This is a genomic window from Constrictibacter sp. MBR-5 (assembly GCF_040549485.1).
Taxonomy (GTDB): domain Bacteria; phylum Pseudomonadota; class Alphaproteobacteria; order JAJUGE01; family JAJUGE01; genus Constrictibacter.
In genome coordinates this window covers 65,347-89,816 of the sequence record NZ_JBEPTK010000004.1, presented here as the reverse complement: position 1 = coordinate 89,816, position 24,470 = coordinate 65,347, and the positions used below count along the sequence as shown (strand labels likewise).

Annotated in this window: 27 protein-coding genes; 12 read left to right on the top strand and 15 right to left on the bottom strand. The window is 66.6% G+C overall.

Going from position 1 to position 24,470, the window contains the following annotated elements:
- Nucleotides 1-6 precede the first annotated feature (6 nt).
- Both ABIE65_RS10405 and fliP read left to right on the top strand, forming a co-directional pair.
- Entirely contained in the window at nucleotides 7-321 is a 315-nt protein-coding gene (locus ABIE65_RS10405) for a flagellar biosynthetic protein FliO (protein ID WP_354077531.1), read from the top strand.
- Nucleotides 318-1,067, top strand: coding sequence for a flagellar type III secretion system pore protein FliP (gene fliP / locus ABIE65_RS10400; RefSeq protein ID WP_354077530.1), 750 nt, complete (start codon nucleotides 318-320; stop codon nucleotides 1,065-1,067). Before ABIE65_RS10405 ends, fliP begins: the two co-directional genes overlap by 4 nt.
- Nucleotides 1,068-1,079: 12 nt before the next feature.
- On the opposite strand, the gene ABIE65_RS10395 is transcribed toward fliP, so the two are convergent.
- Entirely contained in the window at nucleotides 1,080-1,505 is a 426-nt protein-coding gene (locus ABIE65_RS10395) for a hypothetical protein (RefSeq protein WP_354077529.1), read from the bottom strand.
- Between the two features lie 253 nt (nucleotides 1,506-1,758).
- On the opposite strand from ABIE65_RS10395, the gene ABIE65_RS10390 reads away from it, so the two are divergent.
- On the top strand, nucleotides 1,759-2,067 hold the full coding sequence (locus tag ABIE65_RS10390; protein WP_354077528.1) for a hypothetical protein: 309 nt from the start codon (nucleotides 1,759-1,761) through the stop codon (nucleotides 2,065-2,067).
- A 10-nt stretch (nucleotides 2,068-2,077) separates the two neighbouring features.
- On the opposite strand, the gene ABIE65_RS10385 is transcribed toward ABIE65_RS10390, so the two are convergent.
- A complete protein-coding gene (locus ABIE65_RS10385; RefSeq protein WP_354077527.1) occupies nucleotides 2,078-3,400 on the bottom strand; it encodes a DUF2254 domain-containing protein in 1,323 nt (440 codons plus the stop codon).
- Nucleotides 3,401-3,470: 70 nt separating this feature from the next.
- Nucleotides 3,471-4,229 (bottom strand): SDR family oxidoreductase, encoded by a 759-nt coding sequence (locus ABIE65_RS10380; protein WP_354077526.1) that lies wholly within the window; start codon nucleotides 4,227-4,229, stop codon nucleotides 3,471-3,473.
- Nucleotides 4,230-4,448: 219 nt separating this feature from the next.
- Here ABIE65_RS10380 and ABIE65_RS10375 point away from each other — a divergent pair, with 219 nt between their 5' ends.
- The 5 genes from ABIE65_RS10375 (at nucleotide 4,449) to ABIE65_RS10355 (ending at nucleotide 9,007) form a co-directional block, all read left to right on the top strand.
- Nucleotides 4,449-4,757 (top strand): hypothetical protein, encoded by a 309-nt coding sequence (locus tag ABIE65_RS10375; RefSeq protein ID WP_354077525.1) that lies wholly within the window; start codon nucleotides 4,449-4,451, stop codon nucleotides 4,755-4,757.
- Nucleotides 4,758-4,778: 21 nt separating this feature from the next.
- Entirely contained in the window at nucleotides 4,779-6,089 is a 1,311-nt protein-coding gene (locus ABIE65_RS10370) for a pilus assembly protein TadG-related protein (RefSeq protein WP_354077524.1), read from the top strand.
- Between the two features lie 497 nt (nucleotides 6,090-6,586).
- Complete coding sequence (gene erpA, locus ABIE65_RS10365; protein WP_354077523.1) at nucleotides 6,587-6,940, top strand: iron-sulfur cluster insertion protein ErpA; 354 nt, start codon at nucleotides 6,587-6,589, stop codon at nucleotides 6,938-6,940.
- A gap of 16 nt (nucleotides 6,941-6,956) precedes the next feature.
- A complete protein-coding gene (gene xth, locus ABIE65_RS10360) occupies nucleotides 6,957-7,754 on the top strand; it encodes an exodeoxyribonuclease III (RefSeq protein ID WP_354077522.1) in 798 nt (265 codons plus the stop codon).
- A gap of 179 nt (nucleotides 7,755-7,933) precedes the next feature.
- On the top strand, nucleotides 7,934-9,007 hold the full coding sequence (locus ABIE65_RS10355; RefSeq protein ID WP_354077520.1) for a calcium-binding protein: 1,074 nt from the start codon (nucleotides 7,934-7,936) through the stop codon (nucleotides 9,005-9,007).
- A 75-nt stretch (nucleotides 9,008-9,082) separates the two neighbouring features.
- Here ABIE65_RS10355 and ABIE65_RS10350 read toward each other — a convergent pair whose 3' ends face one another.
- Nucleotides 9,083-9,997, bottom strand: a complete 915-nt coding sequence (locus ABIE65_RS10350; protein WP_354077519.1) for a glycosyltransferase family 2 protein — start codon at nucleotides 9,995-9,997, stop codon at nucleotides 9,083-9,085.
- 148 nt (nucleotides 9,998-10,145) lie between these two features.
- Here ABIE65_RS10350 and ABIE65_RS10345 point away from each other — a divergent pair, with 148 nt between their 5' ends.
- Nucleotides 10,146-12,197 (top strand): PhoX family protein, encoded by a 2,052-nt coding sequence (locus ABIE65_RS10345; protein ID WP_354077518.1) that lies wholly within the window; start codon nucleotides 10,146-10,148, stop codon nucleotides 12,195-12,197.
- Between the two features lie 87 nt (nucleotides 12,198-12,284).
- Here the strand turns inward: ABIE65_RS10345 and ABIE65_RS10340 are convergent, their stop codons facing one another.
- The 6 genes from ABIE65_RS10340 to ABIE65_RS10315 all read right to left on the bottom strand — a co-directional run bounded on the left by ABIE65_RS10340 (nucleotide 12,285) and on the right by ABIE65_RS10315 (nucleotide 17,112).
- On the bottom strand, nucleotides 12,285-12,857 hold the full coding sequence (locus ABIE65_RS10340) for a DJ-1/PfpI family protein (protein WP_354077517.1): 573 nt from the start codon (nucleotides 12,855-12,857) through the stop codon (nucleotides 12,285-12,287).
- A gap of 239 nt (nucleotides 12,858-13,096) precedes the next feature.
- A complete protein-coding gene (locus ABIE65_RS10335) occupies nucleotides 13,097-14,302 on the bottom strand; it encodes an argininosuccinate synthase (protein ID WP_354077516.1) in 1,206 nt (401 codons plus the stop codon).
- A 101-nt stretch (nucleotides 14,303-14,403) separates the two neighbouring features.
- Nucleotides 14,404-15,210: a twin-arginine translocase subunit TatC gene (gene tatC, locus ABIE65_RS10330; RefSeq protein ID WP_354077515.1), complete on the bottom strand. Its 807-nt coding sequence runs from the start codon at nucleotides 15,208-15,210 to the stop codon at nucleotides 14,404-14,406.
- Complete coding sequence (gene tatB / locus ABIE65_RS10325) at nucleotides 15,207-15,608, bottom strand: Sec-independent protein translocase protein TatB (RefSeq protein WP_354077513.1); 402 nt, start codon at nucleotides 15,606-15,608, stop codon at nucleotides 15,207-15,209. The genes tatC and tatB overlap by 4 nt, the downstream gene beginning before the upstream one ends.
- Nucleotides 15,609-15,651: 43 nt before the next feature.
- Nucleotides 15,652-15,882 (bottom strand): twin-arginine translocase TatA/TatE family subunit, encoded by a 231-nt coding sequence (tatA, locus tag ABIE65_RS10320; protein WP_354077512.1) that lies wholly within the window; start codon nucleotides 15,880-15,882, stop codon nucleotides 15,652-15,654.
- 111 nt (nucleotides 15,883-15,993) lie between these two features.
- Nucleotides 15,994-17,112, bottom strand: a complete 1,119-nt coding sequence (locus tag ABIE65_RS10315) for an ABC transporter ATP-binding protein (RefSeq protein ID WP_354077511.1) — start codon at nucleotides 17,110-17,112, stop codon at nucleotides 15,994-15,996.
- A gap of 172 nt (nucleotides 17,113-17,284) precedes the next feature.
- Here ABIE65_RS10315 and ABIE65_RS10310 point away from each other — a divergent pair, with 172 nt between their 5' ends.
- Nucleotides 17,285-18,052, top strand: coding sequence for an RMD1 family protein (locus tag ABIE65_RS10310; RefSeq protein WP_354077510.1), 768 nt, complete (start codon nucleotides 17,285-17,287; stop codon nucleotides 18,050-18,052).
- Nucleotides 18,053-18,069: 17 nt separating this feature from the next.
- Here the strand turns inward: ABIE65_RS10310 and ABIE65_RS10305 are convergent, their stop codons facing one another.
- From ABIE65_RS10305 to ABIE65_RS10295, 3 genes are read right to left on the bottom strand one after another with little or no spacing between them, the layout of a single operon-like run.
- Entirely contained in the window at nucleotides 18,070-18,912 is an 843-nt protein-coding gene (locus ABIE65_RS10305) for an SMP-30/gluconolactonase/LRE family protein (protein WP_354077509.1), read from the bottom strand.
- Nucleotides 18,913-18,963: 51 nt separating this feature from the next.
- Nucleotides 18,964-19,998 (bottom strand): LLM class F420-dependent oxidoreductase, encoded by a 1,035-nt coding sequence (locus tag ABIE65_RS10300; protein ID WP_354077508.1) that lies wholly within the window; start codon nucleotides 19,996-19,998, stop codon nucleotides 18,964-18,966.
- 45 nt (nucleotides 19,999-20,043) lie between these two features.
- Complete coding sequence (locus ABIE65_RS10295; RefSeq protein WP_354077507.1) at nucleotides 20,044-20,466, bottom strand: PaaI family thioesterase; 423 nt, start codon at nucleotides 20,464-20,466, stop codon at nucleotides 20,044-20,046.
- Nucleotides 20,467-20,560: 94 nt separating this feature from the next.
- Here ABIE65_RS10295 and ABIE65_RS10290 point away from each other — a divergent pair, with 94 nt between their 5' ends.
- Nucleotides 20,561-21,151 carry an exopolysaccharide biosynthesis protein gene (locus ABIE65_RS10290; RefSeq protein ID WP_354077506.1) on the top strand — a complete coding sequence of 197 codons (591 nt, stop codon included), beginning with the start codon at nucleotides 20,561-20,563 and terminating at the stop codon, nucleotides 21,149-21,151.
- Between the two features lie 60 nt (nucleotides 21,152-21,211).
- Here the strand turns inward: ABIE65_RS10290 and ABIE65_RS10285 are convergent, their stop codons facing one another.
- Nucleotides 21,212-21,481, bottom strand: coding sequence for a hypothetical protein (locus ABIE65_RS10285; protein ID WP_354077505.1), 270 nt, complete (start codon nucleotides 21,479-21,481; stop codon nucleotides 21,212-21,214).
- A 158-nt stretch (nucleotides 21,482-21,639) separates the two neighbouring features.
- Between ABIE65_RS10285 and ABIE65_RS10280 the strand changes: the two genes are divergently transcribed.
- Nucleotides 21,640-22,344 carry a glutathione S-transferase family protein gene (locus ABIE65_RS10280; protein ID WP_354077504.1) on the top strand — a complete coding sequence of 235 codons (705 nt, stop codon included), beginning with the start codon at nucleotides 21,640-21,642 and terminating at the stop codon, nucleotides 22,342-22,344.
- Nucleotides 22,345-22,354: 10 nt separating this feature from the next.
- On the opposite strand, the gene ABIE65_RS10275 is transcribed toward ABIE65_RS10280, so the two are convergent.
- On the bottom strand, nucleotides 22,355-24,427 hold the full coding sequence (locus ABIE65_RS10275) for an ABC transporter ATP-binding protein/permease (RefSeq protein WP_354077503.1): 2,073 nt from the start codon (nucleotides 24,425-24,427) through the stop codon (nucleotides 22,355-22,357).
- Nucleotides 24,428-24,470 lie beyond the last annotated feature (43 nt).

Below are 24,470 nucleotides of genomic sequence, written 5' to 3'. Positions count from 1 at the left end.
GGCACGATGGACCTGACGACCTATCTGCGATTTCTGCTGGCGCTCGTCGCGGTTCTGGCACTGATCGGCGTCCTGGCATGGCTCGCCCGCCGCTATGGCTTCGGCGGTGTCGCTGGCACGAGGCCGGGCGGCCGCATCCGCCGGCTGGGCATCGTGGAAGTACTGCCGATCGACGCGCGTCGCCGGCTCGTGCTCATCCGCCGCGACGGCGTCGAACATCTCATCCTCACGGGTGCTACGGACGACATCGTCGTGGAGACGGGCATTCCTGCTCCGCCGCCGACGGAAACAGAACAATCGCCTGGAATCCCGTACCGATGAACCTGCGCAAGGCTTCTCGCGTCGCCGCTACCGGATTGCTGGCTGTCGTCCTGCTGTCCGGTCCGGTGCTGGCGCAGAACGTCAGCATCGACCTGGGCGGCGACGGCGAGGGGTCGACGACCGCGCGCATCATTCAGCTCGTCGCGCTGCTGACGGTCCTCAGCGTCGCGCCGTCGATCCTGGTGATGGTGACGTCGTTCACCCGCATTGTCGTCGTGCTGTCCTTCCTGCGAACCGCCATCGGCACGCAGCAGGCGCCGCCTAACATGGTGATGATCAGTCTGGCCCTGTTCCTGACGGCCTTCGTCATGGCACCGACGATGGAGCGTGCCTACGAAGAGGGCGTCGCCCCCCTGATCGCCGAGCAGATCGACGAGGAACAGGCCTTCACGCGGACGGTCGGGCCGTTCCGCGACTTCATGCTTCGCCATGTCCGGGAGAAGGACCTGGAGCTGTTCGTCAATCTGTCCAGGACCGAGCCGATCGCCGCACCGGCCGAGACTCCGCTTCAGGTGCTCGTGCCCGCCTTCATGATCAGCGAGCTTCGCCGTGCATTCGAGATCGGCTTTCTTTTGTTCGTGCCGTTCCTCGTCATCGACATGGTGGTGGCCAGCATCCTCATGTCGATGGGCATGATGATGCTGCCGCCGGTCATGATCTCGCTGCCGTTCAAGCTGATCTTCTTCGTGCTCGTCGACGGCTGGTACCTGGTGGCCGGAAGCCTCGTGCAGAGCTACGGCACCTGACGAGCGGCGGAATCAGTAGCAGCGCGTCCGGTCGCCGTACTGGATGCTGCCGTCCGGCAGATAGCGGTAGACCTCGTCGGTCTCGCAGTTCGAGGCCCGCCGCGGTGCATCCGACCACTGGATGTCCGGCTCGCGCGGGCTGGAGGCGATCATGCTGCCGGCGACGATGGCCAGGCCGACGATGCCCGCGCCGATCAGGATCTCGTCGCTGTAGTCGCGCGACTTCCCGTTGTGCCGATGCTTCGACCCGCGCCGGTCGCGGTCATACCCGCGATATCCGTGCCGGCCGTCGCGGCGCCCGTCGTGCCAGCCGCGGTCATGGTGTGAACCGCGATAGTCGTGGCCGCCGCGATAGCCGTCCCGAGCCTGTGCCGCCGGTACCATCCCCGCGGTGAGGGATGCCGCCACGAGAATTGCCGCGAGCCCACGCCTGATCATCGACCGCTCCATTGTCCTGGGTGATGGCCACTGGTGGCATCGCACCCGATCGTCCCCATTCTGTCGAAGCGTGACTGAACCCCGAATGAACGCCCGGGGCGTGGGTTTGCTTCCGGCGGGAGCGCCGCGGAGCGCGTTTCTCCAACCATGCCATCCGGCGGAGTCGTCATACTCTCGGTAGACGATGGGCAGCCGGACGATCGGACCTCCGTCGAAACCGCAGGGAGAAGGCCACGACATGAGCGGAGACGTAATGGATCCCGTCGCATTTCGAGATTCCCTGGCCGCCCATGCTCCGCCGACGGGGTTGTCGGTGCCGCTGCAGGCACTGTGGTGGAGCGGCAAAGGGCGCTGGGAACAGGCGCACGAGCTCGCCCAAAACGCGGAAGACCGCGACGGCGCGTGGGTGCATGCCCATCTCCACCGCGTCGAGGGCGACCTCGCGAATGCCGCCTACTGGTATCGCCGCGCCGGCCGCGACGTCTGTACCACGACGATCGACGAGGAATGGCGTGCACTGAGTGTTGCGATGCTTTCGTCGGCGGCGGACTCGGAGGAGTGATCGTTGGCCGTTAGACGTCACCCGGGGGAAGGCCGGCATCCCGAAGTTCGGCGGCTACCTCGTCGTAAGCGGCTTCTACCGCCTCGAGATCCCGCGGTTCGGCAATGCACCGTCGTCCCGCTGCAAGGATCATCGCGGCGTGCACGGCGCATTCCCGGCGATGCTCGTCGGTCGGGGTGAGCGTGGCGAGTGCGGCGATCGCCTCGAGCTGGCGGATCAGGATGGACGGCTTCGACTCGCCCGCCTGCCGGATCTGGTTGAACGCGGCGTCCATGAGCCCGGCGAACGTCGAGACGGGTCGAACCACGCGCAGTCGGCCGGCAGCATCCCTGATCGTTTCCGGCAGCGTACGCCGCGTCATGACCAGGGCCATCGATCGGCCCAGCCTGTCGATGGCGGCGATCGCGGTGTTCGGGTCATTGATGCCGGGCGAGAGCGCGCGAAGCGCCACTTCGACCAACTGGCGCATGCAGTATTCGATGTCCTGGACCGGCGTGCGTTCCAGGCCGACGGTGACCGCGCGTGCGATGCGGGCGGCAAAGGCCTCGTCGAACTTTTCGGCCGGATCCACTTTGCCGTGGATGCCACCGGGCAACAGATGGTGCCCCGGCCGGAAGTTCAACAGGACAACCACGTCGCTTTCTTCGGCACAGTGCGTGATGGCAGCGAAGTCGACCGCCTGGACGTAGCCGCCGTGCGGCAGGCGCAGCGTCGCGGGCGCCGTCGGCGTGAACACCGTATCGGCGGGCGGTGTCTCCTCCCACCGCGGCAGAATGCGATCGATGGACTGGTCGAGTTCGGCGCCGACCCGCTGGACCACCGAGTCTGCGACGACCGACCTTCCGAGGTGATGCACGAAGAAGAACAGGAGGCCCAGACAGCCCATGGCGCTCATCGTGCCGAGAGTGACGGCGAGCTGTGGAATCTCGTCGTCCGGGAGTTTGCCGTCGACCTGCCGCAGTACGAGCAGGACGTACACGATCGCGGCCAGGAAGATCCCCAGCACCACTTGCGTCCGCCGATCGCCCATGAACGCACGGATCAGTCTTGGCCCGAGCTGGCTGGCAGCGAGGCTGAGCACGACCATCGTGATCGATATGGCGAGCGTCGTCAGGGTGATGAGCGAACTGAGGAGGGTCTCCAGAAGATCGCGCGCCTCGGAGGCCGAACCGTTGTAGAGCCAGTCCGGCGGGTCGACATCGTCGCCGCCGGGGAACGCGCGGATGTTCGTCATGACGGACGCCAAGACGAACGCGCAGCCGGTCAGGATGGCCGGCACGAACCAGAGGCTGGTCGACAGATTCTGCCAGAAGGCGAGTAGGCGCGTCTTCATCCGCTACCCTCGCGGCCTCCGCTGGCCATCGGACGGGCGGCGTTGCGGCCGCCGTATGTCCCCGGCGCCGTCACCCGCGTCCGACGAAGGGCATCTTCGTGGCCATCACGGTGATGAACTGGACGTTCGCGTCGAGCGGCATCTGCGCCATGTAGACGATCGCGTCCGCGACGTTCCGGACATCCATCGTCGGCTCGACCATCGTCGTTCCGTTGGCCTGCGGGACGCCCTTGGTCATGCGTTCGGTCATCTCGGTATGAGCGTTGCCGATGTCGATCTGGCCGACGGCGATGTCGTATTTGCGGCCGTCGAGGGAGGCCGACTTCGTGAGCCCTGTGACGGCGTGCTTGGTGGAGGTGTAGGGCGCCGAGTTGGGCCGGGGCGCGTGCGCCGAAATCGAGCCGTTGTTGACGATCCGGCCGCCCCGCGGGGTCTGGTCCTTCATGATCCGGAACGCCTCCTGGGTACACAGGAAGACGCCCGTCAGATTGGCATCGACCACCGACTTCCATTGCTCGTAGGTCAAGTCCTCGAGGGGAACGGGTGGCGCGCCTCGGCCGGCGTTGTTGAAGACGAAATCGAGGCGGCCGAACGTCTCCCGCGTTTTCACGAACAACGCGCGCACCGCTTCCGGATCGCCGACGTCGGTCGGGGCGGCGAGCGCCCGACGGCCCATCTCGGCGATTTCCGCTGCGACGGCCTCGAGCGGCTCGGGACGTCGGCCTGCGAGCACCACCGACCAGCCGTTGCGCGCAAGTGCGAGTGCGGAGGCTTTGCCGATGCCGCTGCCAGCGCCGGTGACGAGCGCGATCTTCGGTTCCGTGGTCATGGCGGCGAGCCTCCTGTTTTTGCGTTCGGTCGTCGCCATCGTGTGGCGCGTACCGGGGGATAGTCGACCGGACTGCGGTCTGGGGCAACAGCATCCGGAGCGGCGACCGGGATCGCGCGGTCAGCTTAAGCGCGCGGTAAAGCAGGGGTTAACCAACCCGATTCATCGGAGGTTAGGAAAGATCCGCGAAAACTCTTGGTAATCAAGGAGTTTCCAGCCATGCGCTCGCGGATCGGCCTTCTCTCCCTCTGTCTGATCGGCTCCGTCGCTGCCCCCGTCTTTGCGGCCGATGTGAGTGACCTCATGACCGTGGAGCATGCCACGGCCCTCAATGCCGAGACCCCCACCTATGTCACCAAGCTAGAGGCGATTCTCCAGCAGCACGGCCAGTCCTGCGGCGCGATCGATCATATCAACGCCTTCTCGACCGGATCCGGTCTCAGGACGGCCGTGGCCTGCGACGGCGGCTCGAAACGCTACGAGATCGTCTTCGAAGGCGAGTTGGTCACCGTCAGCTCCGCAAACTGATCCAGCGAACACTCCGCCTTCATGATGGGGGCGGGGCCCAGGAGATACAGCATGCTCTCCCGCAAGCCGGCGGTCGCCACCTCTGACGAGCAGACCTCCAAGGTGCGCACCAGGTGGCGCCTCTGGAAGGACAGCAAGGGTGGCGTCGCTGCCATCGTCGCCTTCTCGACCATCCCGATGATCGCCGCTGCAGGACTGGCGGCGGACGGTCTGTTGGCAATGCTGGCGAGGGCGGAACTCTCCAGCGCCGTCGACGCGGGTGCGCTTGCCGGTGCTCGGGCATTCAAGCAGGCCGATCTGCAGGCGCAGGCGCGCAAGTACGTCTATGGCAACTTCAACCGAGGCGAGATCCAGGAACCGCCGTCGGTCATCGTCGGACAGGCCGATGGCACCGTGGCCGTGTCGGCGACTGCGGTGGTGCCGACGAACTTCATGAAGCTGTTCGGCGTCGACACGATGACCGTCACGGCCGCTGCCACCGCACAGGCCCTTGGCGCTGGCGGCATGGAACTGTCGCTCGTCCTCGACATCACGGGATCGATGAAGGGGACGAAACTGTCGACGCTCAAGACGTCGGCGAACAACCTGCTGAACGTGCTCTACAAGGATCAGGACACGGTCGAGAATCTCGCGGTCGCCGTCGTGCCTTTTGCCGGGCGCGTCAACATCAAGCCGCGCCGCGAATGGATGACCACCCAGCCTTTCCTGTGGCAGTGGTGGTGGACCGGTTGCGCAAATGAGCGTAGCGGGAATGCGGCGTACGACGACACGCCGCCGGCGACCACCAAGTTCCCCGACTTCGCTCCCGGTGGCAGCGTGATGAACGCCGGCAGCTACTGTCCGCCCAACGCGGCCCTGCCGCTGACGGCATCGAAGGCGACCGTCAAGGCGCTGATCGACGGTTTCCAGGCCTCCGGCAACACGCGAACGGACATCGGCATGTCGTGGGGTTGGCGGACGCTCTCGCCGAAATGGCGTGGTGTCTGGACGTCCGGCTCAACGACGCCGGTCGACTACGACGACCCCAAGGTGCGCAAGATCGCGGTGTTGATGACCGATGGAGAGAACACGCCATGGCAGTCGGGTGACAACGAAAGCGAAGCGCAGACCTATGCGAAACTCGGGAATACCTGTCAGGGTATGAAGGACAACGGGATCATCATCTATACGATAACGTTCCAGGCGCCGGCGAATATCGACCCATATTACTCGGCGTGCGCCACGACACCCGACCATCACTTCTTCAGCGCGCCCACCGAAGCCGACCTGGAGGAGGCCTTCGGCCGGATCGGCAGCGAGATCACCCGCGACAACGTCCGGCTGGTGCGGTGACGGTCGGAGGGACGATCAACTGGGTCTGATTCAGGCGTACAGGCTCAAGCGGGCGCGGGAACGCGCATAGGTCTCCCGCGCGTCATAGACCGCTGCCGCCCGGGCAGCGGCCTTCGCGTTCTCGCAAGGTGCAGACCCGGAGCAGTGCGCGACAAGCTGCACGATCCAGGCGTCGGGAGAGAGCCGGGGCCGGGGCGACGCTGCGTCGATGGCGATCCGTTCGCTGACGAGAGTGCCGTGCTGCGATGTCTGGATGCCCGCATGATGTCGGGCGACCGCCCGTTCGGTCCGCCGGACCGGGACGAGGGCGGTGGTTCCTTCATGTCGGCGGGGCGGTTGCATGCGAGACAGTAAAGGATCCGTTAGCGGACAATTCAACTAAAATGCCGATGATTACCCGGCCCGGCTTACGACGATCGCCGCTGGCGCCGGCCGGCTCGATTGAAAATCCGCGGCGCATGCTTAAGTTCCGGGAAGCCGATTCGAGGGAGAACGGGATGTCCGAGGCCGCCGTCATGTCGGTGCCGCGACTGGTGATCACCGACAGCGCCGCAGCCCGTATCGCAAGGCTGGCGGAGCAGGAGAACAATCCCGAGACGATGCTGCGGATCACGATCTCCGGCGGCGGCTGCTCCGGCTTCCAGTACGGCTTCAGCCTCGACTCCACGGCCTCCGACGACGACCGCGTCTTCGCCCATGCCGGCAGCCGGGTCGTCGTCGACGAGGTCTCTTTCGATCTGCTCGGCGGCGCGGTGATCGATTTCGTCGAGGATCTCTCGGGCGCCGCTTTCCAGATCCGCAACCCGAACGCCAGTTCGTCGTGCGGATGCGGCACGTCGTTCGCCATCTGATGGGCCGGCGCCGCCTGTGAAGATCGCCACCTGGAACGTCAATTCGATCAAGGTCCGGCTCGGCGCCGTCTGCGAATGGATCGAGAAGGAGCGGCCGGACGCCTTGCTCCTTCAGGAGATCAAGACCACGACGGACGCATTCCCCCGGTTCGAGATCGAATCGTTGGGGTACCGGTGCGCGGTGCTCGGTCAGCGGGCCTACAACGGCGTCGCCATCCTGTCGCCGCATCCGATCGAGGATGTGATGGAAGGCTTGCCGGGTGAGCCCGCGGACGACCATGCGCGCTATCTCGAGGCGAGCATCGGCGGCGTCCGGGTGGCGTCGATCTATCTGCCGAACGGCAACCCGGCGGACAGCGAGAAGTATCCCTACAAGCTGCGCTGGATGGCGCGGTTGCGGGAGCGTGTGGAGACCCTGCTCGCCGATGACGTTACGTTCGTGCTGGGCGGGGACTACAACGTCATCCCGGAGCCGCGGGACGCGTATGATCCGGCTGCCTGGGTGGACGACGCGCTGTTCAAGCTGGACACGCGCCGCGCCTGGCGCAGCATCGTCAATCTCGGACTGACCGATGCCTTCCGGGCGCTGGAGCCCACAGCGACGCACGCCTACACCTTCTGGGACTATCAGGCCGGTGCGTGGCAGCGCGATCTGGGGATCCGGATCGATCACCTCCTGCTCTCTCCCGACGCCGCCGACAGATTGATCGGGTGCCAGATCGACAAGGGGCCGCGCGGGGCGCCCAAGGCGTCCGACCACACGCCGATCTGGTGCGAACTGTCGGACAAGGTCCCCGCCGACCGCTTCGCCTGAGGATGTCTGGGGGCGCCTGATGCCCCGCAGTCTCAGCGCGATGGCAATCGATCACATATCCAGGGCTTAAGTCGCTCTCGCGATTGCGTTTCCCCGTCTCGGGCTGTTATCGAAAATGCCAGATATTGGGCGCCGGTTTCTCTTGATGGTGCGGCGCCGGCAGCGGTCAGGGGGAAGGCATGGCGTTCCGGGGTTTCAACTTCTTCAATCTCGTTCGTACCTACTACGGCGACAACAGCGACAGCTCGTATGACGGCGGGTCGCGCGGCGCCATCGACATCATCTTTGGTGGGCGGGGGTCCGAGACCATCCGCGGCGGCAACGGCAACGATCTGCTTTACGGCAACGGCGGCGACGATCGCCTGTTCGGCGACGGCGGCCACGACAGGCTCGAGGGCGGCAGCGGCCAGGACATACTTGACGGCGGTATCGGCAACGACACCCTGAGCGGTGGCGACGGGCGTGACGAGATCTACGGCGGTGTCGGCAACGACTTGATCTACGGCGGTTCCGGCGGAGGCGCCGTGCGGCCCGACGAGCCGATCTACGATCCCGACCCGGAGAACACCCAGCTGCTGTTCGGCGGCGACGGCAACGACCGCATCTATGGCGGCGAGGGCGAGGACGACATCTTCGGCGACGCTGGCAACGACGTCCTCTACGGCGGCGCCGGCCATGACTATCTCGAAGGCGGTGACGGCAACGACATCATCGAGGGCGGCGACGGGCTCGACCAGATGTATGGCGGCGCCGGCGACGACATCATCACCGACACCAAGGGCGCCGACGGTGCCCCGCACGGCGACGGCTTCTTCGGCGAGGACGGCAACGACGTCCTCACCGCCGGCACCGACGGCGACGCGAACGTCATGGTCGGCGGCAACGGTGCCGACGTGATCTATGGCGGCACCGGCGACGACGTTCTCGTCGGCGGCGTCGAGGTCCGCGAGTATACCGGGGTCGACTATGTCATCACCGACGCATCGCGTGACGGTGAGACGGATCGCTTCATCTTCGCCGAGAAGGAAGGCAACGACACCGTCTGGGGCTTCGAGGGCGGCCAGGGCGGCGACATCCTCGACCTGTCGCAGATCGGCACGATCGACGGCCGGGAAGACATCTTCATCGGCCAGGACGGTGCCGACGCGATCATCGGCCTCTACTCCGACGCCGACGCCCAGGAATACCACTCGATCCGGCTGATGAACTTCGCGGCGACCGACCTCGACATCTCGCACAACTTCATCTTCTGATCGCGGCGTGCCCGCAGGCACGGCTTTCGAGAATGCCCGGGGTTCGCCCCGGGCATTCTGCGTTTCGGCGATCGATCAGCCGCCATAGTCGGCTGGACGGAACGGCTGCATCCAGAGGAGCTTCCCGGCGCCCTCGATCGCCCGTCGTGCCTGATCCAGGGCCCCGCGCGACCGGAAAGCGGAGAGGGCGACGGCGATCAGGCCGTGCACCACGAACTGTCCGGCACCGATCGCCATCCAGCGGGCGACGCCGAGCCGGTCCGGCGGGTCCGCCATCGCGCACGCCATGCTGGGACTCTGGCCGCGCCGGAAGCTGCGCTTGGCGAGATACGACAAGCCCACGCGGCTGCCGTCGACATGCTCCAGCACCGGCGCCTCCGCGCACCACGCGAACGTGCGGCCGCTGCGCTTCAGGCTCTCGAACAGCATCGTGTCCTCGCCTCCGGTGCGCGTCATGCGCGGATCGAACGGTTCGTCGCCATCGATGCAGCGCGCCCGCACCAGAAGCGAGTTGCCGCTGCCGTAGTAGGTGTCGATCAGGCGGCTCGGCCCAGGGTCAGACCGGCTGAAGAACAGGCCGACGAAATCCGCGTCGAGCGGCGGGGGGCGCTCGAAATGCGCGATCACAGGGCCGAACACCAGATCGGCGCCGAAGCGCGCCTGCGTGGCGAGGAGGGCCGCCAGCCACCCTTCCAGCGCTTCCTCGTCGTCGTCGAGGAACACGAGCAGGTCGGCGCGCGCCGCGTATACGCCCGCGTTGCGGGCGTGGGAGACACCCGAGCGCGGTTCGTGCACATAGCGGATCGGCATCGCAGCGCCGTCGGCGGCCGCTGCCACCGTATCCGCCGCCGATCCCTGAGGACAGTTGTCGACCACTACCACCTCGACGGTGGCCGGGTCGACGCCCTCCTGGCGCAGGCAGCTCGCCAGCGTCCGCCGGAGCGAATCCCGTCGGCGAAAGGTGGGGACGATGATGCTGACGGTGACCATGCCGGCTCCAGGCGCGAAGCGGGGGAGGGGTGAAGGCCGCACTCTATCGCGCGAGAATGAACGATCGGTAGCGCGGTGGCTGTCATCCGTCTGTCGCGGCGGCATGCTACCTATCCACGACGGTATGTACCCGACGGGAGGGCCGGATATGGACGCGTGGCGCGACGAACAGATCAGCCGGGGCGAAGCCTACGACAGGTCTCAGGACACCCCGATCAATCCTTCCGACACGCCGGTGTTCGGCGAGATCGTTCGGCGCCGCTTCGGCCGGCGCGCGTTCCTGGGCGGGGGCCTCGCGGCAGCCGCGCTTGCCGCCGCCGGACCGGCACTCCTCGCCGGCTCGCGCCGCGCCGCCGCGGCTGCGCTGCCGGCTTTCGTCTTCGACGAGATCGCGCACGGCGTGGACGAAACGCACCACGTCGCCCCCGGCTACGATGCGGACATCCTTATCCGCTGGGGCGATCCGGTGATGCCGGGCGCACCGCCCTTCGATCCGCTCAAGCAGACGGCGTCGGCGCAAGCGCTGCAGTTCGGCTACAACAACGACTTCGTCGGCTTCATGCCACTGCCGCAAAATGCGCCGGCGGGCGAGCGGTCGGCGCGTGGGCTGCTCTTCGTGAATCACGAGTACACGAACGAGGAGGTCATGTTCCCGGGCCTGCCGCCCGTGGCCAAGGGTGAGGATCCGCTCGCCCGGATGACGGCCGATCATGTCGGCATCGAGATGGCGGCCCACGGCGCCTCGATCGTGGAAGTCATGCGCGACGGTGCCGGCAAATGGAAAGTCGTTCCGGACGGCCAACTGAACCGTCGGATCACCACGGCCGATACCGAGATGACCATCGCCGGTCCGGCTGCAGGGCATGAGCGGATGCGCACCAAGGCGGATCCGAACGGTATGCTGGCCGTCGGTACGCTGAACAACTGCGCGGGTGGCGTCACGCCCTGGGGGACGGTTCTGACCGCCGAAGAGAATTTCCACGGCTACTTCGTCGCGTCGGTCAAGGCGCCGGCGTCCGGCGACAAGAAGGCAGATTATCTCGCCGGCAACCCCGAGGCACGCAACCACAAGCGCTACGGTGTGCCGGGCCTCTGGTACGCATGGGGTCGGTTCCACGACCGCTTCGACATCGACAAGGAGCCGAACGAGCCGAACCGCTTCGGCTGGCTGGTCGAGGTCGATCCGTACGATCCCGAGTCTCGGCCCGTGAAGCGGACGGCGCTCGGGCGTTTCAAGCACGAGGGTGCCGGTGCGGTCATCGCCGCCGACGGCCGGGTGGTTGTCTATTCCGGCGACGACGAGCGGTTCGAGTACCTCTACAAGTTCGTCAGCGAAGGCCGGTTCGACCCGAAGGACCGCAAGGCCAACATGTCGCTTCTCGATCGCGGCACGCTCTATGTCGCCCGCTTCGAGGCGGATGGGAGCGTCGCGTGGCTGCCGCTGGTGTTCGGTGAGGGGAAACTCACCGCCGAGAACGGCTTCGCCAGTCAGGCTGACGTCGTGATCGAGGCGCGGCGCGCCGCCGACCTGTTGGGGGCGACCCCGATGGACCGTCCCGAGGACGTCGAGGTGAACCCGATCACGGGCCGCGTCTACGTCATGCTGACCAACAATACGCGCCGCAAGCCGGAACAGGTCGACGGCCCGAACCCGCGTGCCGACAACGTTTTCGGTCAGGTCCTCGAGATGGTTCCGGCCAACGGCGATCACGCCGCGGCGACGTCTCGTTGGGAACTGCTGGTGCGGTGCGGCGATCCGGCGGCGGGCGCCGTCGGTGCGATGTGGAACCCGGCGACCAGTAGCAACGGCTGGTTCGCCTCGCCGGACAACTGCGCCATCGACGCGCGGGGCCGGCTCTGGGTCACCACCGATCAGGGAAGCGCCTGGCCGAAGAGCGGCACCGCCGACGGCATGTGGGGCTTGGCGACCGACGGCGAGGGGCGTGGAACCGGCCGAATGTTCTTCAGGGTCCCCGTCGGCGCCGAACTGTGCGGTCCGTGCTTCACCCCCGACGACGAGACGCTCTTCCTGGCGGTGCAGCATCCGGCGACCGACGGAGTCGCGCACTACGCGCCGTTCGGGCGGAACTCAACTTTCGAAGACCCGGCGACACGGTGGCCCGATTTCCAGTCGGGGATGCCGCCGCGCCCGTCAATTGTCGTGGTCACGAAGACCGCTGGCGGCAAGGTCGGCGGCTGACGCTTCCGCCGGCGCCGCCGCCGCGCACGAAAAGGGCCCCCATCCAGCGGATGGGGGCCCTTCACGATTCCGATAGGCGCCGAAAGATCAGGCCGCTTCGCGGGCCTTTTCGGCGTTCTGCTCGATCGCGTCGAGGAAGGTGGCGGTGAACTCGGTCAGCGTCTCGCCGCCGATCGAGGTGATCAGCGCGCCGTCGCTGACGACACCGGACTCGCTCCAGATGCCGCCCGCAGCCTCGACGGCCTCACGGAACTCGGGCCGGCTCGTAACCGTGCGGCCGGCCAGCGTCTCGGTGCCGATCAGCAACTGGATGGCGTCGGTCACGACGGCGACCGGCTTGCCGGCGTCCATCATGCCCTTCACGATCCGGCGGGCGTGTGCGCTCTCGAGCAACGTCTTCGCGCCACGGTCGCCGCCGGGGAGCAGCAGCGCGTCGTACTGGCTCGGTAGAACGTCCTTGGGCTTCACTTCGACGTAGAAGTTGTGTCCCCAGGTGCCTTCATGCCAACCATTGACGAGACCGACCTCGGTCGACACCACGCGGGGAATAGCACCCTCGCTCGCGAGCGCCTTCTGGGTTTCCGTCATGTCCTCTTCGTGGAAGCCGTTGGCCACGAGGATCGCGACGGTCTTGCCGCTGAGGCGCTTGTCCATTTGCATGAAATCTGTCTCCCGGAGCTGTTGTCGCTTTTCCGTCGACCCAAGGCACGCGCCGCATACGGGCGGCTGCGTCAGACCTGCCGCGGGGGAAAAAATCCCCGCGCCCCGGGAAGTGAGAGTCCCAGGCCGAGTCACCCCAATCGACGGGAAGTCCTGCAGATGCAGGCGGGAAAATAGAACCGCGATGGTCCGGTTTCAAGGGCGCGGGCTGACCTCTTTGTCGCACCTGCGAAGAGAGGTCAGCGTACCATCTTCGCCAGACGCAGGCGCAGGGCGTTCAGCTTGATGAAGCCTTGGGCGTCCCGCTGGTCGTAGACGGTGTCCGCCTCGAAGGTCACGTAATCGTGACGGTAGAGGCTGTCGTCGGACTTCCGGCCGGCCACGATGACGCTGCCGCGGTAGAGCTTCAGACGGGCGACACCGTTCACGCGCTTCTGGCTTTCGTCGATCAGCGCCTGGATCATCTGGCGCTCGGGCGAGAACCAGAAGCCGTTGTAGATGAGCTCCGCGTAGCGCGGCATCATCTCGTCCTTCAGGTGCATCGCACCGCGATCGAGCGTGAGGCTCTCCACGGCGCGCCGCGCATGGAGCAGGACGGTCCCGCCGGGGGTCTCGTAGACGCCGCGCGACTTCATGCCCACGAAGCGGTTCTCGACGAGATCGAGCCGGCCGACGCCGTTGCGGCCGCCGATCTCGTTCAGCTTCGTCAGCAGGGCGGCCGGCGAGAGCGCCTCGCCGTTGACTGCGACCGGATCGCCCTTTTCGAAGGCGATCTCGACATATTCCGGCGTGTCGGGCGCCTTCTCCGGCGCGACCGAGCGGGTGAACATCTCCTCGTCGGGCTCGACCCAGGGGTCTTCGAGCGCCCGGCCCTCGTAGGAGATGTGCAGCAGGTTGGCGTCGGTGGAGTAGGGCGGCTCGCCCTGCTTGCCGCGCGGGATCGGGATCTGGTGTTGTTCGGCATATTCGATCAGGCGCGTGCGCGAATTCAGGTCCCACTCGCGCCAGGGGGCGATCACCTTGATGTCCGGCTTCAGCGCGTAGTAGCCGAGTTCGAAGCGAACCTGGTCGTTGCCCTTGCCGGTCGCTCCGTGCGCGACTGCGTCGGCACCGACTTCCTCGGCGATCTCGATCTGGCGCTTGGCGATCAGCGGCCGTGCGATCGAGGTGCCGAGCAGGTAGACGCCCTCGTACAGGGCATTGGCGCGGAACATCGGAAACACGAAGTCGCGGACGAACTCCTCGCGCAGGTCGTCGACGTAGATCTTCGTCGCGCCCATCATCTCCGCCTTCTTGCGGGCGGGCTCGAGTTCCTCGCCCTGGCCGAGATCAGCGGTGAAGGTCACGACCTCGCAGCGATAGGTGTCCTGCAGCCAGCGCAGGATGATGGAGGTGTCGAGGCCGCCCGAATAGGCGAGGACGACGCGCTTGATCTTATCGGACATGGCCAACCACCCGGCTGTCGGAGCGGTGCAGGGGATACCGGAAAGGCGGCCGGCTTTCCAGCCGAAACCGCGGCGGCGACGACGCCGGCACCGCAGCGGGATCAGACGCCCTCGTCTTCCTCGTCTTCCGCCTCTGCGCGCTTCTTCTCCATCATCCGCACCAGGACGACGGATATTTCGTAGAGTAACATGCCCGGTACGGCGAGGCCGATCTGGCTGATGAGATCCGGCGGCGTCAGCACGGCGGCAAAGATGAAGATGACGACGATCGCGATCCTGCGCTTCGCGACCAGCATCGCCGACGTGATCAGCCCGGCGCGTGCCAGGAGGGTGAGGACGACCGGCATCTCGAAGAACAGGCCGAACGCGAAGATCAGCTTCATCACCAGCGAGAGATACTCGCTGACCCGGGCTTCCAGCTGTATCGGCAGAGTGGTGTCGCTGCCCATGCTTTCGAAGCCGACGAAGAACTGCCAGGCGAGCGGCATGATGAAGTAGTAGACGAAGGCGCCGCCCATGAAGAACAGCACCGGTGTCGCGACCAGGAAGGGCAGGAAGGCCTTCCGCTCGTTGCGGTAGAGTCCCGGTGCTACGAACTTCCAGAGCTGGTTGGCGATGATCGGGAACGACAGGAAGGTGCCTGCGAAAAAGGCGACCTTGATGTAGGTGAAGAACGTTTCGGCCAGCCCGGTATAGATCAGCCTGCGTCCGGTCTGGCCCTCGAACGCATGCGCTAGCGGCCTGACGAGGAAGCCGAAAATCTGCTCGGAGAAGTAATAGCAGCCGGCGAAGGCGACCATCACCGCGACGGTCGCGTAGAGAAGCCTGTTCCGCAGTTCGAGAAGATGATCGAGCAGGGGCATCTTCGCCTGCTCGTCTTCCTCGTCGTGGACGTCGCGCGGACTCATGGGCGCACCGGCGGCGGGTCGTCGGACTGCGGTGCTTCTGCAGGCTCCGGCGGCTCGACGGCCGATGCCGAAGTCTGTGTATCGGCTGGGGCTGCTGCCGGCCGTCGCTCCACATCCGTATCGAACGCCGCCTCGATCTCGCCCTTGGGGTCGATCGAATTGCGGATCTGCTTATGGAGGTCGACGTCGCGGACGGACTCGATCTTCTTGCGCATGTCCTCGAGTTCGGCCTCGCGGCCGATGTCCTCAATGCTCTGCTGGACCTCGCGGAGCATAGCGCGCGCCTTCCCGGCCATCTTTCCCGCCGTATAGAGCACGCGCGGAAGGTCGCGCGGCCCGATCACGATCAGCGCCACGACCGCGATGACCGCGAGTTCAGACCAGCCTATGTCGAACATGCCGTTTCAGCCGCGCCGGCGGAACGCGCCGGCGACCGGTCCTTCAGCTGCGCGCCGTTTCGTCGTGATGCACCTTGCCCGCCTGCGGATCGTTGCGGCCTTCGAGCGCGCGCGGGGCCTGCTCTGTGTCACCCTCGCCGTCGTCCTTCAGCCCGGACTTGAAGCTCTTCACGCCCTTGGCGATGTCGCCCATCACTCGCGGCAGCTTGCCTGCGCCGAAGAGGATGAGAACGATCAGCAGAATCACCAGGATCTGCCAGACGCTGATACCCATAGGAAAACTCCCAGGAACGACGGTCGGGAAACCCTGGCCATCGAGGCGGATCATCGCAAAAAGCCGGCCGCGCCGCAACGCGGCTGAGCCTTCAGCTGGGCATATGGCGACTCACTTCGGGAAAACGAAGGTCTGTTCGGGGTCGAGCGAGATCGACAACGTCTGTGCGTCGCAGGGCAGGAAGCGCCCGGGTACCCGGGCGTGCAGGTGCACGTCGTCCCCCGTTCCGGCCAATGAAAGATGCACCAGGCTGCTGCGGCCGAGCATGCGCGCAGCCATGACGTGCGCCGCGGGACCCGAGCCGCTCGCCGTCAGCTTCACGCCCTCCGGCCGGACCAGCACCTGGACCGCCATGCCGTCGGGCAGGCCATCGGCCCGGACGCGACCGAGTGGGGTCTCCACCAGTCCGTCGGCGACGTGGCCCTCCATTCGGTTGACCTCGCTGAAGAACTCGGCGACGAACGCGCTCGCCGGCCGGTAATAGATCTCGGCGGGTGCGCCGATCTGCTCGATCCTGCCGGCACGCATCACTGCGATCCGGTCGGCCATGAACATGGCCTCTTCGGGATCGTGCGTGACCAGCATGGTGGCCGCACCGCTTTGCTTCAGCAGATGCATCGTGTCGTCGCGGACCTGGTTTCGCAACTGCCGGTCGAGTCCGGAGAAGGGCTCGTCGAGCAGCATCAGCGCCGGCTTCGGCGCGAGCGCGCGGGCGAGGGCGACGCGCTGCTGCTGTCCGCCCGACAGGACATGCGGATGGGCGCCGGCATACTGCCCCAGATTCACCTCGTTCAGCGCCGCTTGCGCCCGGGCACGGCGTTCGCTCCTCGGCACGCCGCGGATGCCGAAGGCGACGTTGTCGAGGACGGTCATGTGCGGGAACAACGCGTAGTCCTGGAACATTAGGCCGACGTTCCGCTCCTCCGCCGGCTTGTATATGCCTGGGGCGGACGCCGTGACGCCGGCGATGTCGATCCGCCCCGCCTCGATCGGCTCCAGACCCGCGACCAGCCTCAGCGTGGTCGATTTCCCGCATCCCGACGGGCCGACGAGGCACAGGATCTCGCCGCGCGCGACCGTCAGGTCGACATCGTCGAGAACACGCATCGTGCCGTAACGGTGTGACAGCCCCTCGACGGTGAGCGCAGGCACCGCCGTCTGCCGCGGCACTCGGAGCAGGACTGGTTTGGCGGCGTCGATGGCGGAGGCGTGTGTGCGGGCGGTCTGCATCAGACTGTCATGTACCGGTTCGCGAACGCTATTGAAAGTGAGACGCAGGTTCAACGAATTTCCGCCGCGCGCGGTTGTTCTCGCATCTATCCGTCATGCAGTGTCGTCACAGGATCGTAGGCGGCCTCCTTTTCGACGGTCATGGATCGACATTCGTGAAACCCGGTGACGCATGAACGTATGGGCAGTTCTTCTGAGCGAGCGTCTCGACACGCGGCGACTGGAGGGAGCGACGGCGCTCGCCACGCTGCCCCTCACGGTCCGCGCCGGCGCATCCGGGCACGCGGTGCTCTTCCGTTATGGTGTCGCGGTGCTCTTCGATCTCGATGCGGAGGAGCAGCAGGACTTTCTCGCCGGCCTCGCTGCCGTTGCCGGAGGACCGGTCGAAAAGGCGATGCCCGAAGAGGCGACGATCGTCGTCGATCCGGCGGCCGATGAGACCGTCCTGGCGTCCGGCGCGATTCGCATACAGGCCGTCACGGTCGAGCGCATGCAGGTGATCGCCGACGTCCTGGCGAAGAGCCTCGTCCTCGACTACTACGAGAAGAGCCTCGCGCGGACGTTCGACCGGATCGATCCGGTCGCCGAGGAACTGAAGCGCTCGGGGCGAAACCGATCCCGCCCGGTCGATCTGCTGAAGCATATCGGCGACGTCCTCATCGCGCAGCATCGCACCGTCGGCCGCGTCGAGGTGACGGAGAAGCCGGAAGTGCTTTGGGAATTCCCGGCGCTCGAGCGGCTCTACCTCCGGCTCGAAGACGAATACGAATTGAGGGAGCGCGACATCGCGCTACGCCGGAAGCTGGACGTGATTTCGGGAACGGTCGAGGCGCTGCTCGATCTCGTCCATCACAAGCACAGCCTGCGGGTCGAGTGGTACATCGTTATCCTGATCATCTTCGAGATCGGGCTGACGCTGTACGAACTGTTTCACGCATGACACGGCATACGTCGGCTCTACGGCAGGCCTGCACCCGGCACGTCGACGCGGATCTGCTCGATGCGCCCGGATCGGATCTCCGCCGCACCGGGACCGGACATTTTCGCGGTGCACACGAACAGCGTGCGCCCGTCCTCCCCGCCCAGCATGCAGGCGAAGGCGCCCAGATCGCCCGTGGAGACGGTATCGGTCACTTCTCCACCTTCGCGTACCCGGATCACCATATTGTTACGGGGATCGGCCACCCATATCGCGCCTTCGGCGTCCAGGCAGATCCCGTCAGGATAGTTGTCGCCGAGGTCGGCCCAGACGCGCTTGTTCGACAGGCCGCCGTCGGGCGCCCGGTCGAAGGCCGTTAGTCGCCTGCCTCGGGTCTCGCCGACGATCAGCGTGCCGCCGTCGGGCGTGATCACCGTCCCGTTGGGGAACATCAGGCCTTCGGCTGCGATCGATGTCGACCCGTCCGGATCGACCCTGATCAGCGGCGCCGGCGCCGGCTTCTCGCCGACATAGTGGTTGAACCCGAAGTTCCCGACATAGGCCCGGCCATCGGCATCGACCACCATGTCGTTGCAGTTGAAAGCCGCGAGATGCCAGAGATCGGCGTGGACCTTCAGGCCGTCCGGATCGAGCCGCATCACCTTGCGGTCCTTCATCGAGACGACGAGGAGCCGGCCGTCGGGCAGCCATCCCAGACCCGACGGCTGCTCCGGGACGCACACGATCGTCTCACGCCGGCCCTGCAGATCGACCGCGACGACCTCGTGCGCGTAGAAGTCGGAGAACCAGAGCCGACCGTCGTGCCAGCGCGGGCCTTCGGGAAAATGCAGTCCGTCGAGCAATACGGTCAGGCCGGTCATGGGCGCTCCTCCAACGATTGTTGTTGTTTGTGGCTCAGGCGCAGATGCGCTTCAGAGCACCGATTCCGCGCAGACGCGCAGCGCCTCCACTGAAGCGCCGCCCAGCAGGACGGTGCCGACCGAGCCGTCCTTCGCAGCGGCCTTCCAGGCCTGCAGCCGGTCTTTGATCCGGTCGGCACTGCCCACCAGGCAGAGTTCGTCGACCAGTTCGTCCGGTACCGCGGCGACGGCCTCGGGCCGGCGGCCCCCCAGGAATGCGTCCTGGATCTTCGTCGCCGCGTCCTCGTAGCCGTGCCGCTTGGCGAAGTCGTTGTAGAAGTTCTTCTCCCGCGCGCCCATGCCGCCGATATAGAGCGCCAGTTCCGGCTTGATGGCGTCGCGGCAGGCCTGCAGGTCGTCGCCCATGCGGATGCGGACGTAGGGCGCGATATCGAAGCTCTTCAGCGACTTGCCGCCGCCGGCCTTCGCCATCCCTTCTCCCACCGCGTCGGTGACGACCTTCGGCTGGTCCGGGGACATGAAGATCGGCAGGACTCCGTCGGCGATCTCACCGGCCGTGCGCAGGCCGGCAGGCGTGATCGACGCCGTATAGATCGGCATCGTCGGATCGCCCTGGCCGATCGTCTTGAGAGGCTTGCCGAGGCCGGTGGCACCCGGCCCCTTGTACGGCACCTGGTACATCTCGCCGTCGAACTCCAGCGGTGCCTCGCGCTTCAGGATGCGGCGGACGATCTCGACATATTCGCGGGTCCGGGTCATCGGCTTGCCGAACGGCTCGCCGTGCCAGCCCTCGACCACCTGCGGTCCCGACGGGCCGACGCCCATCAGGAAGCGGTTGCCCGACAGCATCTGCAGCGTCATCGCGGTCATGCCGGCGCAGGCCGGCGTGCGGGCCGGCATCTGCATGATGCTGGTGCCTGCCTTGATCTTCGTCGTTCGGGCCAGGACCCAGGCCGTAGGGGTCACGGCATCGGTCCCGTAAGATTCGCCGCTCCAGACGGAGTGGTAGCCGAGGCGTTCCGCCTCCAGCACGGCATCGAGGTTGATCGGCCCACCGGAGTAGCGCAGTAGCATTCCGAGACGCATGGCAGTTTCCTTCGTTCTGAGCGTTCGTTCGTCGGCCGGAGCCTATCAGGCCTTGGCGAGACCCGAGAAGTAGACCCCGCGGCCGCTGGCCAGGAGCGTGCCCTTGGTGTCATAGATGAAGGCCTCCGCGGTCGAGAAGGTGCCTCCGGCGCGCACCACCTGGCCGCGGGCGCGCAGGTCGCCCTTGCCGGCGCCGCGGTGGTAGTCGACGCGCATGTCGACGGTCGGGTAGGGGCGGCCGAGCTTCGCCGCGAGCGCGAAGTCGGCGGTCGTGTCGACCAGTGCGGCGAGGATGCCGCCGTGCACGAATCCGCGTTCCGGATTCGACACCCATTCGGGCCGCCACGTCGCCGCGATCTCCACACTGTCGGCGCCCATCTCCAGGAGTTCCAGCCCGAGCCACTGGTGGAAGGGGTTGAGTTTCAGCCGTGCGGCCAGATCGTCGAAACTGATCGGAAGGTCGGACATTCGGGCTCCTGTGAAGTCGTTGCCGGCGCATCGACGGCCCCGAGGGCTTCTTAATCTGGACCGGCGGGCGAGGGGTAGGGCGGACGCGATGCAAATGGACGGCGGAACCCGCAGCTTCGAGGCTCTCTCCGAGCCGCTCGCGGCGGTGCGCGAGCGGAGCGCCGATGGTGGGCTGGCGGTTGCCGCGCTTCAGGAAATGGCGGGAGCGCGGTCATTCGCGCCGCTCGTCCTGCTGCCGGCGCTCCTGGCGGTGACCCCGCTTTCGGGCATTCCCACAGTCCCCTCGATCCTGGGCACGCTGATCATGCTTGTGTCGGCGCAGGCCGTTCTCGGGCGACGCTCCCTGTGGCTGCCGCGACGCCTGTCGAGCGCGTCGGTAGACCGGGGACGCGTGGAGACGGCGCTGGGCTATGTCGAGCCGGTCGCCCGTTGCATCGATCGGGTCGTGCGGCGCCGGCTGATCTCCGCGACCGAAGGGATCGGGCTGCGGCTGGCGGCGATGGTCTGCTTCGTCACCGCGGCCACCATGCCGCCGCTCGAAATCCTGGTTTTCGCGGCGACCAGTGCCGGTTCGGTGACCGCGATCTTCGGCCTTGCGGTCACGCTGCACGACAGATTGCTGATGTTGGTCGTAGGATTCCTGCTGGCGCTACTGTCGGTTGCTGGCTACATGCTGCTGGTCTGAGCGGGGTCAGAAACGCGTAACGGCCCCGAGAGGGGCCGCAACGCAAGAAACGCGACGATGTCAGCCGCAGCTGCGGCGGAAGATGTAGCAGACGGTGCCTTCGTCCATCCGGCGCTGGATGAGAATGCCGTGACCCTTGGCCGCGGCGTCGAAGAAACCCTGAGCCCAACCGTCGATGGTCGGGTCTCTCTGGCGGTCTTTCACCAGGATGCCCTGGTGATATTCGAGTTCGGCTCCGCAAGGTGCGGCCATCACTTCCCGCCACGCGTTATCGTAGGCGGACGAGGATGGGATCAGGACTGGTGCGTGCGTATGTTCTTGTATTTGCATGGCTTGTTTCCCCCTGAGCGGGCAAGTACGGACATTATAGACCCCGACCTGCCGCCGGAGGCAAACCAAAACGGCATGGCACGACGCCGTTATCGGCATTGGACCTGTCCGCACATTCCGCTGTAGGCTCTCCGGCTTCAATCGGGAGGGGCCGGACCATGACCATCATCATGCACGACCTCTGCGGCGCCGACGGACGCCGGTTCAGCCCCTATTGCTGGCGGGTGCGGATGGCCCTCGCGCACAAGGGGCTCGACCACGAGACGAGGCCCGCGGGCTTCCTCGACATTCCGAAGATCGCCGGTGGCGCTTTCAGGACGGTGCCGGTCCTCGAGCACGGCGACACCGTCCTTGCGGAGAGCTGGGACATCGCCGTCTATCTGGAGAAGGCGTTTCCGGACCGGCCGAGCCTGTTCGGCGGCGAAGGCGGAGTCGCCGTTTCCCGCTTCGTCCAGGGGTGGGCCGACGGGGTTCTGCAGCCGGCGGTCGCCGGGCTGGTCGTTCGCGACATCGCCGAGCATCTCGGTCCGGAGGACCGGAAATATTTCATCGAGAGCCGGGAGGCACGCTACGGTCGCTCCCTCGACGAGGTCGTCGCCGGCCGGGCGGAACGGGTGCAGGGTTTTCGTGCCGGTCTGATCCCGTTGCGCCGGCTGCTCGCCCATCAGCCGTTCCTCGGCGGCGAGGCGCCGCTGTATGCCGACTACGTCGTCTTCGGGGCCTTCATGTGGGCGCGCACGATCAGCCCATTCCTGCTGATCGCCGACGACGACGCCATCCGGCCCTGGCTCGACCGTTGTCTCGACCTCCATGACGGCCTCGCGCGAAACGCCACGGGGTTTTACTGGAAGGCGGCGGCCTGAGCCGCTGCCTTCACACCGGTGGCCTCGGGTTCAACGAGGAGTGCCGGCCGAGCCAGTTGCGGCTCCGCAGTACCCGGGTCAGGAGGCGGTCCGCGGTACCCAGGATCGGACCCGGGCGGACGGGCGGACGCTCCAGATGCGCGCCGTGGTCGGTGTGCGTCAGCATCAGCTTGCGGGTATGGAACGCCTCCAGTCCCGGACGGTGGCCGATACTGACGATCGTCGTATCCGGCAGTTCCCGATCGAAGATCGACATGACCGTCCGCTGGTTCTCCTCGTCGAGCGCGGCGGTCGCCTCGTCGAGGAAGACCCAGCGCGGCTTGTGCAGGAGCAGCCGCGCGAAGGCCAGCCGCTGCTGCTGGCCGAGCGACAGGATCTTGTCCCAACGGTCGTCCTTGTCGAGCATCGGCGCGAACTGGCCGATGCCGACGCGCTCCAGCGCGGTTCGCACGTCGGCGTCCTGGAAGGCGTCCGGTGCGGCGGGGTAGGCGAGGGCTGCCCGCAGCGTCCCGAGCGGCATGTAGGGCCGCTGCGGCATGAACATCATCGTGCCGCGCGGCGGCAGGAGGATCCGGCCGGTGCCCCAGGGCCAAAGCCCCGCCATGGCCCGGAACAGGGTGCTCTTGCCGGTGCCGGACTCGCCGACGATCAGCACCCGCTCGCCGGCTTTGATCTCCGCCGTCGCCTCCTCGATCACGACCTTGCCGTCCGCGACGTGAACACCCGCATGGTCGAAGGCGAGGCCGCCCTCGGGGTGGTCGACGAGCGCAATGCGCGTGCCTTCCGCGCTCAGTTCGTCGACCGTCTCCAGCCCCGTCTGGAAGGCGGAGACGCGCTGCACCGTGGCGCGCCAGTCGGCGATGCGCGGGAAGGTGTCCACGAACCACCGCAGCGAGGCCTGCACCTGATTGAAGGCGCCGACGACCATCATGAGGCCGCCGAGCGTGAGGTCGCCGCTGAAATAGCCGGGCGAGGCCACGATCAGCGGAAAGACGATCGCCACCCAGCCATAGCCGGAGGTGATCCAGGTGAGACGCGAGAGTGCGCCGGACAGGCGGCGCATGGCTTCGATGACGGTGCCGGCCGTCTTGTCGAGGGCACGGCGCTCGTCGGGCTCGCCGCCATAGAGGGCGACGCTCTCGGCGGATTCGCTGACCCTGACCAGCGCGAAGCGGAACTCGGCCTCGCGCTGGTAGCGGTGGGCGTTCAGCTGGATCAGCGGCGCCCCGACCTTCCAGGTCAGCCACGAGCCGAGGCCGGCATAGCCGATCGCGCACCACACCATGTAGCCGGGAATGACGACCTTCTCGCCCCCGATCGTGAACGCGATGTTGCTCGACAGCGCCCACAGCACGCCGATGAAGCTGACGAGCAGCATGGTGGCCTGCAGCAGGCCGACGCCCAACTCCGTCGTCATCTCGGTCAGTTGGCGCGTGTCCTCCTGGATGCGCTGATCGGGATTGACGCCGAGTTCGCTGGCCATCCCGAGACGATAGGCGCGACCCGGCGCCAGCCACCCGTTGAGCAGGTGCTTGGTCAGCCAGCCGCGAAGCCGAACCTTCAGCATTTCCTGCAGCCAGGTCTGGCTGACCACCAGGCCGAGCAGCACGGCGATGATCGCCAGGAAGACCAGGAGCTGCTCGCCGAACGCGCCGAAATCCTTGGCCTCGATGGCGTCGTAGAAATCGCCGTTCCAGTTGTTGAGGCGGACCTGCCCGATCATGTTGCCGATGAGGACGACGACGATCCCGGCGGCGAGCATGAGGATGCCCGTGCGCTCCGGTGCACGCTTCAGCGTCCCGAACAGGTGTTTCAGTTCGGTCCAGACACCGGGGGCCCTGGGGGTGTGCGAGGGCTCGACCACGCGAGGCGCACGCGTCCGGGCTACCGCGACCGGCTGCGCCTGCGCCGGCCGGTGGGCCAGCTGGTCGCGAATGATGTCCCTGGCATCCTCGATGCCGACCTCGCGGGCCAGCGCTTCAACGACGCTTTCGATGTCGCCGAAGCTGCCAAGCGCCTCGTCGTGGCCGACCTCGCGACGGCCTTCCGCGGACCTGACCTCGTCTTTGCGGTTATCCTGCATGCGCCTGTGCCCCCACCGGTACGGGGGAATGATAGCCGCGTCC